8 protein-coding genes are annotated in these 15,827 nt (G+C 44.5%); all 8 read right to left on the minus strand.

Annotated elements, in window-relative coordinates; all coding sequences use genetic code 11:
• Positions 1-47 precede the first annotated feature (47 nt).
• The 8 genes from DW036_RS07130 to DW036_RS07165 all read right to left on the minus strand — a co-directional run bounded on the left by DW036_RS07130 (position 48) and on the right by DW036_RS07165 (position 15,772).
• On the minus strand, positions 48-1,214 hold the full coding sequence (locus tag DW036_RS07130; protein ID WP_118462446.1) for an alginate lyase family protein: 1,167 nt from the start codon (positions 1,212-1,214) through the stop codon (positions 48-50).
• A gap of 4 nt (positions 1,215-1,218) precedes the next feature.
• Entirely contained in the window at positions 1,219-3,660 is a 2,442-nt protein-coding gene (locus DW036_RS07135; protein WP_118462448.1) for a glycoside hydrolase family 2 TIM barrel-domain containing protein, read from the minus strand.
• 19 nt (positions 3,661-3,679) lie between these two features.
• Positions 3,680-4,903 carry a glycoside hydrolase family 88 protein gene (locus DW036_RS07140; protein WP_118462450.1) on the minus strand — a complete coding sequence of 408 codons (1,224 nt, stop codon included), beginning with the start codon at positions 4,901-4,903 and terminating at the stop codon, positions 3,680-3,682.
• A gap of 31 nt (positions 4,904-4,934) precedes the next feature.
• Positions 4,935-6,935, minus strand: coding sequence for a glycoside hydrolase family 88 protein (locus tag DW036_RS07145; protein WP_118462452.1), 2,001 nt, complete (start codon positions 6,933-6,935; stop codon positions 4,935-4,937).
• A gap of 114 nt (positions 6,936-7,049) precedes the next feature.
• Entirely contained in the window at positions 7,050-11,156 is a 4,107-nt protein-coding gene (locus DW036_RS07150) for a two-component regulator propeller domain-containing protein (protein WP_118462454.1), read from the minus strand.
• A 25-nt stretch (positions 11,157-11,181) separates the two neighbouring features.
• A complete protein-coding gene (locus tag DW036_RS07155) occupies positions 11,182-12,321 on the minus strand; it encodes a glycoside hydrolase family 105 protein (RefSeq protein WP_118462456.1) in 1,140 nt (379 codons plus the stop codon).
• A gap of 300 nt (positions 12,322-12,621) precedes the next feature.
• Entirely contained in the window at positions 12,622-15,021 is a 2,400-nt protein-coding gene (gene ccsB / locus DW036_RS07160) for a c-type cytochrome biogenesis protein CcsB (protein WP_118462458.1), read from the minus strand.
• Between the two features lie 7 nt (positions 15,022-15,028).
• Complete coding sequence (locus DW036_RS07165) at positions 15,029-15,772, minus strand: phospho-2-dehydro-3-deoxyheptonate aldolase (RefSeq protein ID WP_118463166.1); 744 nt, start codon at positions 15,770-15,772, stop codon at positions 15,029-15,031.
• Positions 15,773-15,827: the final 55 nt, after the last annotated feature.

Genomic DNA, 15,827 nt, shown 5'->3' on the forward strand with positions numbered 1-15,827 from the left:
TCCTATTATTATTTTCCGCGTTATTATCATAGCACCATTATTAATAATTAAATCCAAATCAACGGATTACGTACAGGCAGATTACGTACCACTTCGTCGGTTACAGGAAAATGTTCTAACTTCTCCCACGTTGACTGCCAGTTTTTATTATGAGTCTGTAAAGCACCGAATATCAAGAAAGGATGTGCTACCGGCCATTCATCCCAATACATTACATCCTTCGCATAAATCCAACTTTCTTTATCAACAACATAAGGATAGATAAAATTAATGCCTTTTTCCATATTCTTACCTCCCTCTGCCGTATAAGTCCATAAATTATCATTCTTATCCGAAAGCGTTTGGCATATTGTTGCCATGGCATCCAGATTAAATAAAGAATAACCATAAGGTTTCGTACGTGCTGTCTCCAACGGAAAACTGCCGTCTTCTGCCATCTGCTTAGGTAAAAGTACTTCTTTATAACGCTGCTTACAAAAATCCATCATATCCTTATCACCGGCATAACGGGCAAATACAGCAGCCTGCATCACCCAGCAAGTTCCATGATTATTCTTAGCATTCATCTCGTCTATGCCATACTGATGTGTGAACATCCATTTCAAATAATCAGCAAACCACTGTTTAGTAGACTTTATATCATCCTTAGACAATACTCCAAGCTTTTCTAACTGCCATAAAGATTGAGCTACTTCCATAAGATGTACCGTATCAATAATACCAATACCACGTCCTGTAGCAATTCCTTTAATAGCCTGTGCATACTGCAAGTTAGGATTCATTTTCGTAGACTCATTCACAAACCAAGCACGCACATGTGCCAATATCGCATCTACATATTCCTTATCCTGAGTCAATAAATAAGCAGATGTCAAATTGCCTACAATTGAACTAAAACGTATCATAGCATGACGATGAGCTACAAAATTATCCGGATTGGTCTCGCCATCCCGACGCACATAAGGTCCGTCAGGGTTCAAAGTATCCGGCCACCAATAATCACCCTCCGAATAAAAATCATGTATATCCCCTGCACTGCGTTCCGCTATAAAGGCGGTAACCGTTACCGGCTCCTCCTTTATATTCATTGCGGCACGTTCCAGTATACCCTGCTTTAAAACGCACTTTACAAAATCTTTACCGTCTTTATCCGATGTACACGAAATAGCCAGAAAAGAACAGATCCCTAAAAATAACATACCTACCTTTTTCATAATCTTACTGCACCGTTATAAATGATGTTTGGACTTTATCAGCTTTTACAGCTATACAGGAAGTACCGCCTTGCGTACGAACCCGTATTTGTGCCCGCCCGTTACGTGCCTGTACTTTGCGGGAACCGGTTGCCGTACCCTGATTCTGTATCAGTTCTCCGTCACCGGCAATATCGAAAGAAACAAAAACTCTGGAATCAAGACACCTGATGCCATTACTATCTACCAACTGGGCTTCAACTTCAACAATTCCATCTTCTTTAGGAGTAGAAGTTACCCGGAATGCATGTTCTTTCCCCCATTTCTCGGTCTGATATTCAAAGCTCAATTCATCAGCAAGAGCTTCTTTTCCAGCAGCCACAGCACGCAATGTGTTCTGCCCCTTAGCAAGCTTCACATTCCAGCGCAAACCCGCTGCGGGAAAATCCTGACTATTACGCTTGCGTATCCCCTGGCTTTGTCCGTTCACAAACAGTTCCACCGATGGACAGTTAGAGTAAACCAAGACTTCTTTTTCTTCATCGACATCTCCCCATCTCACAGGCCATCCATGCCCATAGATATGAACCATAGGCTTTTCTGTCCAATAGGATTGGAATACATAATAACTTTCCTTTTTCGTAAAGTCACGTTCCACCACTCCTTTCTGATTCATATATGGCACCGGATTATCCGGACGCACCGGTGTAGAAAAGTCCTTAAACGGCCAATAAGCAGCACCGGTCAGCCAAGGCATATTCTCCTGTTCCTTCAAATGCCAATCTATCAGCTTAACGATATAACTTTCCGACCAGTCTCCTTTCTTCAATACCAGAGCCGAACCATTCAGAGCTGCATCGCCATCACTTTCACCTTCTTTTCGTATAGGAGCAGTAGCCTCCGCATGACGTCCGGCATGGCTATCCCCCCCCCACTCTACATGCAGAAAGTGTTTCACCTTCTCCATTTCTTCTTTGGACATCTGCTGATAATCTGTATAAACCCCACGATACCAACCGGCCCAGATAGAAGGAGAATATACATCTACAATATCGCTACAGAATGCACAACGGCGAATTGCTGTCTTGCGTTCGGCATCAAGATGATGTGCCAATGTATTCAACTCACTCATCAGGCTCCGTATCTCGCGTTGTTCAAATTCAGGAAAGTCATTCGGCCAGTCATTCTCATTACCTAATCCCCAGATTATCACAGAAGGGTGGTTATAGTGCTGGGTTATCATATTCGTCAACATACGTTTCGCTTGTCCACGATAAGTTTCATTACCCACACCACCACGGCACCAGGGAATTTCTTCCCAAACCAGAATACCCTGTTCATCACAAAGATTCAAAATGATTTCAGATTGCTGATAATGTCCCAGACGGATGAAGTTCACACCCATTTCCTTCATCATTTTCATTTCCTGTATCATCTGTTCCTCGGTCATGGCAGCAGCTACTCCTGCATGATCCTCGTGCCGGTGTGTTCCCCGCAACAAGAGACGCTTTCCATTCAGCATGAAAGGGCCCTTATCTATAAACTCAAAAGAACGGAAACCGAAACGTTCACTCGCTGTCATTTTCTGTCCATTGGCAGTTACAGTAACCTCACAAGTATATAATACCGGACGATCTACATCCCAAAGTTGTGGCTTATCAATCTGAATATTCAGCATATCCAAATCTCCCAACGGAGTTATTTTATCCAGCGTACGGGTAGATACCACTTCACCTTTAGCATTCTTCACTATAACTTCCACCAGTGCTTCACGCACATCTGCGGGATTATAAAATGTACCGGATACCTTTAACGTCCCCTTTTTCAATTTAGCATCCAATGCCGGTTCTATCCGAAGAGAAGCCACGGAAACTTCCGGAAGATACACCAGATTCAGATAACGGTAAATACCGCCATACAAATTGAAGTCCGATAAATCCGAAGGAATCATTTCAGCATCCCGGGTATTATCACAACGAATACTCAATGGAATTTCACCTCCAAAACGTTCAGCATCTTTGCTTGCCAGAAAAGCTCGCACGGCATCTGTTATATCTACATTCCAACTATCATATCCACCGACATGACTACCCACTTTGGTCATATAAACATATACATCCGTCTTCTGTCCCGCTCCTTCGAATTCCAATACAATCCGTCCATCAGGATACGGATTATTCAACTTCAGGCGTGTTTTATACCACCCCGGCCCCTGATAGTAATTCAAATCCGGATCAACAGCATCCTCCGCATTAAAGCAGTGGGGCAACGTAACTTTTGTCCATATAGGTTGCTCTTCCGGCTGACCTTTCTTTACAGGGCGTACCAGTTCCCAGATATTGCCCACATCCTGACGGAGAAACTCCCAGTTATCCGTTAACCGGATCTTATTGCCCATCACAGGTATCTTCGCAAAGGTACCTGCAACAAAGCAAATCATCACTAACAATGCAATTATACGTCTCATACCTATTGATTCTCCATATTTACAGAATAGCCGTACCTTCTTTCTCTAATTTAGCTTTCTTGAGCAAAGCTTCCAGGAAGTAATAGTCTGCATAAACCAAAGGAACGTCTCTTTCAAAATTATGTGCACCCGTGCTGTGCAGGAGTAAGAAACCACGGTCACCATCCAATTGCGCACGATAGTTCTTGCTTAAACTCTCAACAATCGTATCCGCCCATTTCTTGTATAATGTTGCTTTCTCCGGATTGTACATAGACAATTCGTACATGGCACAAGCCATCACTGCGGCAGCAGAAGCATCCCTCGGTTCGTTCGGAATACCCGGAGCATCAAAGTCCCAATATGCAACCATATCTTCCGGCATGGTAGGATTGGTAAAGATGTAATTGGCTATGTTCTCAGCTTGCGACAAGAATTCCGGAAGTTTCGTTTCACGATAACACATGGTATAGCCATACAAACCCCATGCCTGGCCTCTTGACCAAGCAGATTCGTGATTATATCCCTGGTGCGTATGCTTATGAAGCACGTCTCCGGTAATTGTATCATAATCTATCACATGATAAGAGCTATAATTATCGCGGAAATGATTCTTCATTGTAGTGCGTGCATGTGTATTTGCAATGTTATAATACACAGAGTCGCCGGTTTCCTTAAATGCCCAGTACAGCAATTCAAGGTTCATCATATTATCGATAATAACCGGACATTGCCACTTGTCGCGACTGTGATCCCAGGAACGGATACAACCAATCGTCGGCTTATAGCGGGTAATCAATGTGGCTGCAGATTCCAACAGGATATCTTTGTAGTTTGCGTCATTGGTCAGACGATAACCATTACCAAAACTACAGTACATTTTGAATCCCATGTCATGCGTTCCGCCATTCGTTTTCTGGTCCTCTATATTAGCAGTAAATGCCTGTGCCTGCTGCTTCCAGAAATCATCTTGTGTATACTCATACATATACCACAATTCACCGGGAAAGAAACCACTGGTCCAGTCTCTTGATGCTACCAGGCGCAAGGCACCGTTATCTTCTATCGTGCGCGGAGAAACCGGCTTCCTCTTCAGTTGTTCCTCCGGCATACTTGCTTTAACAGAATCTATTTGCGTAAATGCATACTTCAACTGCTGTCCGGCAAAATCAAAACTATCTTTTACGACATCCGTTTCTTTTGTCGCTTGGCTGCATGCTCCACATACGACCAATAATGATACTAATCCTGTTTTAAATTTCATAATAGTTATTCTTACTAATGTTGATATTGATTTAATGATAAATATTCTCTCCTGCCAACGGAATAAAAACTGAGGAAAAGGTTTCAATTCCCTCACATGGGGCAAAGACATCCACGATATTCTTGTTCCTGTCTACCCAAAGCATGTGCGGCAATGATTCCCTATCTCCGTGCCCTGTCCAGTTAGTCAGTATCAATCCTATCTCAGGAATATATTGCATTCCGCTCATAAACCTAAGGGGAGCACCCGGAATATCTTTATTGGATAGTTCCCAAACAATTTGCTTTTCAGGATTAAACTCTACGATACGGGGATTCTTGTCAGCATCAGCCACCGCTACCAATGTATTACCATTCGGCAGACGAATTACAGAGTGTGCACCTCCCGAGACGGGCACTTCCCAACAAATTGTTCCATTCTCATCATATTCCACCACCTTCTTCCCACCATAATGAGCCACCAAATAATGACCATTATCCAGTCTGCGTGCATTCCTGATGAACGATTTCTTCCCATCCGTCACCCCCGTAGGCAGAATGCACAGTTCCTTAACAACCTTCCCGTCAGAAGTAACCTCAAGCAAACGTCCGGAGTTACATTCGCCTATAAACGTATTGCCATTAGCAAGCCGTTGGCAAGCAAAAATATGGCTTGGAGATGTATAATGAAAAACCGTATCTTTCGCACGGTTTACTTCAAGTACTCCGTGTCCGGTAGTAAACAGCAGATTGCCATTATCTAACACCCATATATCATTAGAAAGCGGTGCATCATGCTCCCATACCTTCTTTCCGTCTTCAAAGATGAAGACTTTTCCTTGTGAATAGTCTGTACACACAAAGTTTTTGCAGGGGTCCGGTTTCACATAGGGAGCTTCTTTCATACCCTTTTCCACAATCCCCGTAGCCCAAAGAAAGGAAGAAATTACCTCCTGTCCGTTTTTCTTTCTCGGACGGGTTACATAAGTTTTATAATCTTTCTGAATACCCAATCCGTTGTTGGCATCCCACAGGTCTATCAGACCGTCATCAGAACTGACACGTGCTTTGGATAGCAATCCCCGATATCCTCTTTGTACACAGCCGGCATAGTCTTTAGCCGGAATAACTCCCAATTCGACGGCACGCTGAATGGCATAAACAAACATACCGCTACCGGATGTTTCATGCCAGTTTCCCGGTTCTCCCCCTTTATCCACAACCTGATACCACAAACCATTTTCCGAATCCTGCGTTTGTTTCAGACCGGCCATGAGTTCACGGGTTATGGAAAGTAATTCTCCATATTGAGGATGATTCTTTGGAAACAACTCCAGAGTTTCCACTAATATCAATGCATACCAGCCCAAGCCTTCGCTCCATACTTCTGGCGCCATACCAGTCTGCGGATCAGCCCAACGGGCATCTTTATCTTCATCCCAGCCATGATACAGCAGGCCTGTATTCCCTTTTTTAAGATGGCGGTGCATGCCGATCAACTGCTTAGCCGCTTCATCAAAGCAATATTTAGAATCACCTATGTAGCGGCCATATTTTGTCAGGAACATTTGCCCCATAAATACGCCGTCCACCCATATCTGCCCTACTGTGCCGCGTCCATGCCAAAACACTCCGTCGGACGTGCGCGAATAATCATCATAGCTTTTCCTTATATAATCAGCCGCTTTCTTAAACTTCTCATCACCAGTCTGGCGGTATGCCCAGACAATAACTGAACCTGCCATCATATCATCCATGCTACGCCCCCGAAAATACACCAAGCTACCATCCGGACGAACCACTTCATTTGCCCAATTCATGATATAATCATAGTATTTCCTTTTTCTCGTAGCTTGCCATAGCTTATCGAGCCCTATCAGAAAGTACCCCTGCGGATAACACCAGGGTTTGAAGGGAATCATCAAAGCCGATGGATAACGAGTCATCACAGTTTGCGCAATGCCCTCCGACCACAACTTCGGATCATCACCCGGCAGTTGCGCTTTCATAGATAAAGAGAAGAATAAGACAAATGCAATTAGAATGTTTTTCATAACTTAATCAGTCTATAAAAAGATTGCGCTAAGATAAGCGATTTATCTTAGCGCAACTTTCAATATTGTCTTATTCATTTGAAATTCTATTCCAAACAATATGTAAAACAGGAGCTATTTGGGAATTTCTCCCTTATCATTATGCCTTTGTACCCACTCTGAAGGTGAATATCCATAAAATGACTTGAAGCAGTTGGTGAAATAAGCATGACTATTGAAGCCTGTGTAAACCGATATTTCAGAAACCGTATAACTGGATTCCAACAAGAGTTTGGCAGCTATCTCCAAACGTTTATTGCGTATCAGCTCTGTTGGAGAAAGCTCCGTTACCGCTTTCAGTTTCCGGTACAGATTGGCACGGCTTAGACCTAACTCCTGGCTCAACAAGTCCACTCCAAGCTCCGGATTAGAGATATTTTTTTCTATAATCTCAAAGAAACTCTGCGTGAACCGATCATCCCCCGAAACAATCTCGATTCCCATCGCTTCCGGAGAGAACTTCTTTCCATATAGTTTCTTCAGTTTCTCACGGGATTCCAGCAAACTGTTGATACGGCAAATCAGCACATCCATACTGAAAGGTTTCACGATATAGTCATCGGCACCAACCGAAAAGCCTTCCTTGATATGAACCACCATGGACTTGGCCGTCATCAGTACTACCGGAATATGCCCAAGCTGTAAATCCTGCTTCACACGCGAGCACAGTTCCAATCCGTCCATCTGCGGCATCATGATATCACTCAGTATCAAATCCGGATATTTCTCCAGACTCAGTTCCAACGCATCCTTACCATTGTTTACATCCAGCACATAGAAATAAGGATCCAGACATTCTTTGACGTAAGCTCTTACTTCATCATTATCTTCCGCCAAAAGTACAGTCCACTTCTTCTCTATCTCAAAATGCATTTCCTTGGCCGATGGGATAACGTCCTCCACTACCTGCTTTTCATCATCTTCCACCAACTGATCCTTGCTGTAGGCAGAGTTACTGATTGGAATATAAACCTTGAAGATCGTGCCCGTAGGCTGATTATGGGAGACGGAAATAGTGCCTTTATGCAGAAGCACGATTGAGCGTGTCAGACTCAGACCGATACCCGTACCCACATTCTCTTTATTGTCATCTTCACCCTGATAAAAAGGTGCAAATATATTCTTCATATCTTCCTCCGTAATACCCTTCCCGGAATCGGTAACCGAGAGACAGGCAAACTTAGTATCGGCAGGCATCTTATTCAATTCCGCCTGCTGCTCCGATGGAAGTTCGGCAAAGGTACACCGGGACAATGAAAACACAACTTTACCATTATTCGGAGTAAACTTCATCGCATTGGACAAGAGGTTAAAGACCACCTTTTCCACGATAGACTTATCAAACCATGCCGACATTCTCTCCTCACTCTTCTCAAAAGTAAATTCGATGAATTTCTTTGCTGCAAGATGGTTGAAGGCATAGTAGATTTCTTGCAGGAACAGATTCATGTCCGTTTTGGCAATATGCAACTTCAATTTACCCTCCTGGTTCTTGCGCAGATCCATCAACTGATTTACAAGCAGCAACAGGCGCTGGGCATTACTGAATATCAGACTCAACTTATTCTTCACGCTGGAAGAGAATTCCGGCATAGACACCAGATCCTGTAAAGGCGCAATAATCAGTGTAAGCGGAGTGCGGAGTTCATGGGAAAAATTGGTAAACATACGTATCTTCGCCTGATGGAACTCTTCCAGTTGCAGTTTCTCCTTCTGCTTGAATTGCAATTCACGCTCCAGCTTTTGTTTCTTCGATATATAATACATGATGAGTGTCATTATAAAGACAAAAGCAATGGCATAAAACAGATAAGCATACCAGGTTTTCCACAGGGGCGGATGCACAATAATACGTATCTTACGCGTCTGTTGGCTCCAGACTCCATCATTATTAGAGGCTTTCACTTCAAACACATAGGTTCCCGGGCTTAAGTTCGTATAGTAGGCTTCCCGGCGATTGCCAATATAATTCCAGTCTTTATCGTAGCCTTTCAGGAAAGTGGCATACTGATTCTGCCGGGCAAAAACAAAGTTCAGTGCGCAGTAACCGATAGAGATATTATTCTGATTATAACTCAGCTCTATTTCTTCCATACCGTCCAGCACGGTATCCAATATTCCGGTTTCGTCTTCCGGCTCAATCACCTGGTTATTCACTACCAATTTCGTGAATACCAATGGCGGTACAAAAGAGTTTAATTGCAACTCCTGCGGGCTAAAGGTCACAAAGCCGTTGTTACCGCTAAAGCAGATTTCTCCATTGGGCAGTAATAAACCGCTATGGGGAGTAAACTCATAGACTCCGATTCCATTCAGAGAATTGTAATTGGTAAACTCCTCTGTTTTCAGATTGTATTTCGAGATGCCATTGCTCGCACTGATCCATAAATTATTGTCGCTATCCTCCACAATGGAGCAAATATCATTCTCTATCAATCCCTGTTCCTTCGTTACGGTCTTTACGATTCCTTTTTCTTCTTCGTACAAAGCGATACCGCCACCGAACGTACCAATCCAGATACGACCGGAACTATCACGCACAATACCCGTCACGTAATTATTAAGCAATCGATGAGGCTCTTTCTCATCCGTATCATAGTAAACCACCTCTTCCCTATTTACATCGTACTTTATCAGACCATCATTACGACTACCAATCAGCATTACCCCATCACGCAACTTCAGTATACAGCGCGAACTGGCAAACAGGCAACTGTCCTTTCCACCATTTACAGGGAAGCGTTTCTGAAGTTCCTTTTTATCCGACAAACGCATCACTCCCATACGCGAATCGGAAGTTATAATCCACAGACTATTATCCTTATCACGAAACATGGAGTAAATAGACATTTCCCCCGGCAACTGATAATAGAACGTATATTTCTTAGTACGGGTATTAAATTGATAGATTGATCCCTTATTCGTTCCGCACCAAAGTATATCATCTTCCAACAGAAGCCCTTTTATAATATTCTGGCTGTACTGCAACTTTGAAGCTTTGTCTATCGGATAATACGCATACTGCCTGTTTTCCAGATTATAATCGAGTAATCCTCTACCCTCCGTTGCCATATATAAACAACCGCCGGGAGTAGAAACCATACAACCGTATATACCAAACAATGCATCAAACACCGTAGCAGGATCATGGAAATCAAAGCGGTTGTTAAAGCGGCTGGAGAAACTCACTCCGCCGGCATACGTCCCCACCCATACCGTCTGACTCCTGTCTACAAACAACGAATAAATGGAAAAGTGACTCAGATTCCCCTTTTCAAGGGAAGCATCCGTATGTTTCCAGAAAGAATTAGTAGAAAGATCGATGGTATACAGCCCGTCGAAGGTGCCGATAAGCAACATCCCACGTAACTCCGATATAGCTCTGACACTATTGCTCGTTAGAATACTATTGCCTTTATGGTAGGTCACCATTTCCTCTTTCTCAAAGTTTATGCGATACAATCCGCTCAGTCCGCTTCCCACCCATAACGTCCCGTTTGAATCTTCATAGATAGTAGAGATGCTATTGCCAAGCAGATGTAGCCCCGGCGTTCGGGTAGTAAGTTGCCGTTGCACTTTCATGTTCATATCGCAGACAAACAGGCCTTTCGTAGAAGTGCCTATCAAAATCTGATGCTGCTTCGTTTCGTAGACTACAGAGATAAATTCATCTTTGATCTTCCCGTTCAGGTCTATACGCTGAAATACATCCATTGCAGGTACATACAGGTATAGCCCCTTGGTAGTTCCTATCCAAAGGCGATTACGGGAGTCTACCGTCAGGCAGCGTACTTCACTTTTGGCAAAAGCGCCGTATCGTTCGTCAACAAACGGCTTGATACGGTTGGTTTTCAGGTCGAGCCTGTTTAATCCGCGTGCCGTACCAATCCACAAATTGCGGTCGTTATCTTCGGCCAAACTCCATACATGATTATCACTCAAGGTCAGAGAGTCTTTCGGATCATGTTTATAGATCACGAATTCGCTTCCATCATAACGATTCAATCCGTTGCGCGTACCAAACCAGATGAAACCTTTGGTATCCTGGAATATTTTAAGCACAGATATCTGAGATAAACCATCTTTCAGGTTCAGGTTTGAAAAATAGAAGTTCTCATTATTCTGCGCGGTTACTTCCAAGGTTGCCAACAAGGTTATCAGCAAAAGAATATGTTTTCTCATAGGTCAAAAAAAAGATGTAATAGGCTTATTTCGTCAACAACTCCGTAGCGCACCATAGCAATGGAGCATGAGCGTGCAGGTCACCGGTGATTTGCTTGCGGTTCATGTAATGGTTCTTGTCATTCTTGATATTGGTTCCCTCACATACGTTTGTTATCTCGTCTTCATCATTGATATAAGAAACCAACGCCAACCATCCTTTTGTGGCGGCGGGAGCATAGGTTTTCTTATCGAGCCAACCGTGTTTCACCCCCACCAGCATGGCATAGGTAAACATTGCCGTACCGGAAGTCTCTTTGTACGAAGCGGGTTCATCGATCAACTGGTGCCACATTCCGTCGGGGTCCTGATTTTCGAGTAAGGTAGCCATCATCTTTTTATAGGCTTCCATAATAACCGGACGGTTCGGATTATCCTTCGGAAGTACGGAAAGCAGACGGGACATTCCGGCAGCCATCCAACCATTGCCACGCGCCCAGAAGAAAGGAGCTGCAGGGGCGTGATAGAAAAGACCGTTCGGGCGTTGTATCTTCTCCAGATACATCGCCATTTCAGCAGCGGCACGGTCTATATACTTCCGCTCACCCGTAACCAGATAGGCTTGCGACTGTATGGTGGTTATCATAAACATGTCATCAATCCATACGCGCGTTTGCCAAGAATAGCCCTGCTCGGCATAAGCTTTCTCCTCCGGCTTGGCATCGGCAGGAACTTCCCATTGGGCATCGGCATATTTCATTCCGAGATCGAAGTATTTCCGGTCGCCCAACTTCTGCATATAGATTTCGAGGGGGACAGCACCCACCACGTTATAGTCTACGTGCACCATGCGGGGAAGCATATTCTTTTCTGTAGTAAACAAGGGTTCAAAGCGCTCCTTCAGCCGTTGCTGCATATCTTTATTCTTCACGGCTTTGCTGAACCATAAGGCGCCCAACCAAGTACAGGCATCAGGATAAGTCACATAATTGGGAGCTTTTTCCGCCCGCGGATTTCCAAAGCGGGTATGAGGGGTGACCAGGAACTTATTGACAATGCGCGTACCTATAACTTTCGGATCGGCATCTTTCATGCATTTCTTCAAATCAGCATTTTGAGCGTTCATAGTCCCACACCAGCCTGAAAAGGCGGCAAATAGAATAAATAAAATCTTGTGCATCTTCATTCCATAGTATTGTTAACAGATTAATAACTATGGCAAAATTAGGGAATTTGAGGCTGAAAGGTTTGAAAGATCGTTCCAAATGCTTGAACTATTAGCTCAAAATAGCGTATATAGGCCAACAGACGAGGATAGTTTAGTGATAGAATAAGAGATCAGCAAATAGATATACCGTAATCATCAAATTCTCGCTTTATTGGGATCAAATACTCACCATGGTGAGAATCCTTTCTCATCACTTTGAGAATCCTTTCTCATCGCATTGAGTAAATATTCTCAAAGCGATGAGAATAAATAAGAAATTTACTGTTTACGCTGACTATACCCTGCGTAAATCATCAGCGCAAAAGCGCAGGCGTATGTAATGAATACAGCAGTCAGTCCCGGCGGTGTATCACCTCCGCCATACGAATGAAGACCGGACAAGTAGTAGTTCACACCAAAGTAAGTCATCAGTACCGAAGCAAGGCCCAGTACGGACATGACGCTGAATACATAATCCGAACGGAGAACGGGAAGAAAGCGTGCATGCAGAATAAAAGCATAAACCACCATCGTAATCAATGCCCAAGTCTCTTTAGGGTCCCAGCCCCAATAACGTCCCCACGACTCATTTGCCCAAACAGCACCGAGGAAGATGCCTGCCGTCAGCAGATAAAGCCCTATATGCAGGGATATTTCATTGATGATGCGGAGTTCACGGATATGGGGCTGCAACAAGGCTACTTTCGACGGATTACCGGCACTCATGAATGCAAGTGTAAGCAGGCCGAGCAGGAAACTGATACCGAAGAAGCCATAACTTGCCGTAATTACAGCCACATGTATCATCAGCCAATAAGACTTCAACACCGGAACCAGGGGAGTGATTTCGGGGTCCATGAAGTTCAGGTTGGCAACAAACAGGATGATACCTGCGAAGAAAGCCGCCAAAGCCAACGTCATGGAGGAACGCTTGATAAACAAAAGTCCCGCCAACGCTGTAGCCCAGGCTACATATATCATGGACTCATAAGCATTGGCCCAGGGAGCACGCCCGGATATGTACCAACGGATGCCGATTCCGGAAGTATGCAACAAGAAGATCAGCACAACCAACGCCACCAAGGGAATGATAACGGTTTTAACCCAGCGTCTGGGTTTCAGCAACTGCCCTACCACGAATATCAACAATAACAGTCCGACCGCCATATACCCCATAGCCGACCAGAAAAACAAACGTGCTTTATTATAAAACAATTCCCACGACACTTGCTTCTCCGTCAGCAAAGGTGTAGCGCTCTGCTTCTGTTGATACACGTTCATCATGGAAAGCACCTCTCCTGCGCTCTCCCATGTACCGGTACGCAAGGCATCAAAAGCTTCTCCCAAATACCACGGCATGATTTTCGATACGAACAGAGAGTCTTTCCCGGAATACACACTTAAATCATCTCCCGGAGAATACCATTTGCCACTCGTATCTCCCGGCAACGGGAACAGTGCAAACATCTTTCCTTGTTGCAGGGAATACAAGATATTAATCTTTTCGTCCAGCTTCAACAGGTCCTTTTCAAGCCGCGAACGTTCGGCTGCCGGACGGGAATACGCCTTGTCTACGGCATCGGAAATCAGATAGCTGCCATCTTCACTGAATACATCAAAGAAACGGATATATTTACCTTCGGGTAGAGAATAGGCTTGCGGCAATTCTTTATTAGTCTGGCGGATAAAAGGAATATTTCCCCAGTAAGACGGATTCATAAGAAAGCCGATAATGACCTGTTCGGAACTAAGTCCTTCGAAAGTATCGCTACGGTAGATCTTGCGCAAGAGTTTGTCCGTATAAGTATCTACAGGTTCAATACGGCCTGTAGGACATTGTATCTGCATTCGTCCCCATTGTTCAGCCTGTTCCGCAGGGATGGTGTTCTTCAGCAGATGTTCCGTTTCAGTCTTTTGCGCAAAAGAAAGGGTGGGAAGAAAAGCCAGTAGCAAAAGAGGAGTCACCCGTTTCAATTGCTTTGCCAGTTGGCGGAAACGGGACTTTTTATCTGCCAGGGTCAGTAACATACCGGCAAGCAGCAGCAGATATCCGGCATACGTAATACTTGTTCCTGCCGTATCATTGTTGACGGTCAAGATGGTGCCCTGTTCATCGGCATCATAGGAGGACTGGTAGAGCCGGTATCCCTGCTCGTAAATCACCTTATTCATGTAGATGTGTTCGCTCCGTTCTCCCTCTTCCGTATGAATGGTAAGGAAACTCTCAAAAGAAGAAGGGCTGTGAGAGCCGGGATAGCGAACTAACTTAAAATCATCCAGGCGGATGGAAAAAGGCAACGGACATTGATCTTCCGTCGTACGCATATGGGACACGGTTTCTCCTTCCCTAATATGCACAATGCCCTCAAAACCGAACATATTGGTCACCAATGCCCCCAGCAGGATTACAATAAAGGAGATATGCAACAGTAAGACTCCATATTTGCGCTGGCTCCACAGACGGGCTTGCCAGGCAGTAGCACAGAAATTGAGAATCAAAAGAAATTGCAGAAGATAGAAAAGCGGATTGTTATAGATTATTTCCCTTGCCATTGCCGTCCCTTGCGCCTTCTCGACAAAAGTTGCGGCAGCCAGCAGGATCACATAATGCACGAGCAATACCAATGTTATCTTCCACGAGGTGAACAGCGCTTTCAGGGAGGAGCTTACTTTTTTCATGTGTATATCATTCTATTGAAACATTCAACGTATCCAACAGTTCTGCCAGTGCCGGTGGCGTCAGCTGCTGGGCAGCATCAGAAAGAGCTTTCTGCGGACAGCAATGCGACTCGATAAACAGACCGTCAGCGTGCAAAGATATGGCTTTCTCGCAAATAGCCGTCAATAATTCACGTTTTCCTCCGATATGGCTCGGATCACAGTAGAAAGGCAATTCAGGAAAATGAGTATGAAAACGTTCCGCCAACTCCCAAAGAGGGGCATTGCGGTAAGGAGAACTATCTACCGTGCAGAAACCACGATGAATGATGCGGATGTCTTTCAGTCCGGCCTGTTGAAGGCGTTCTACCGCACCAATCCATAAGTCTACGTCGGGACATACAGGATTCTTCACCCATACCGGCATATCGCACCCGCGCAGGGCTTCTGCCAGTTCGTGCATCATAAAAGGGTTGACCGTAGTACGCGCACCAATCCAGATCATATCCAGACCAGCTTTCTGTACAGCTTCCACGTGGCAGGGAAGTGCCACCTCAGTCATAACCCGGAATCCCAGTTCCTGTTGTATCTCTCGCATCCAGTCCAGTCCTTCTTCGCCAACTCCCTCAAATGTTCCACAGCGCGAACGGGGCTTCCACAAACCGGCACGCAGAATGCCAACCCCCATCTCTTTCAGCCCTCTTGCTGTTTCCAACATCTGTGTACGACTTTCCGCACTACACGGACCGGCCACTAAACCTATAGTTTTCATATTTCCATTCTCCACTTAATATTTAGTGGTTAGGGTTTAGTGATTAGTGATTAAC

The sequence above is a fragment of the Bacteroides sp. AF39-11AC genome (assembly GCF_003474285.1).
In the GTDB taxonomy this organism is placed as follows: domain Bacteria; phylum Bacteroidota; class Bacteroidia; order Bacteroidales; family Bacteroidaceae; genus Bacteroides.

Excerpts from the sequence above, each read along its gene's own strand:
- DW036_RS07130 (WP_118462446.1), bottom strand. The coding sequence starts at position 1,214 with ATGAAAAAGGTAGGTATGTTATTTTTAGGGATCTGTTCTTTTCTGGCT.
- DW036_RS07135 (WP_118462448.1), bottom strand. The coding sequence starts at position 3,660 with ATGAGACGTATAATTGCATTGTTAGTGATGATTTGCTTTGTTGCAGGT.
- DW036_RS07140 (WP_118462450.1), bottom strand. The coding sequence starts at position 4,903 with ATGAAATTTAAAACAGGATTAGTATCATTATTGGTCGTATGTGGAGCA.
- DW036_RS07145 (WP_118462452.1), bottom strand. The coding sequence starts at position 6,935 with ATGAAAAACATTCTAATTGCATTTGTCTTATTCTTCTCTTTATCTATG.
- DW036_RS07150 (WP_118462454.1), bottom strand. The coding sequence starts at position 11,156 with ATGAGAAAACATATTCTTTTGCTGATAACCTTGTTGGCAACCTTGGAA.
- DW036_RS07155 (WP_118462456.1), bottom strand. The coding sequence starts at position 12,321 with ATGAAGATGCACAAGATTTTATTTATTCTATTTGCCGCCTTTTCAGGC.
- ccsB (WP_118462458.1), bottom strand. The coding sequence starts at position 15,021 with ATGAAAAAAGTAAGCTCCTCCCTGAAAGCGCTGTTCACCTCGTGGAAG.
- DW036_RS07165 (WP_118463166.1), bottom strand. The coding sequence starts at position 15,772 with ATGAAAACTATAGGTTTAGTGGCCGGTCCGTGTAGTGCGGAAAGTCGT.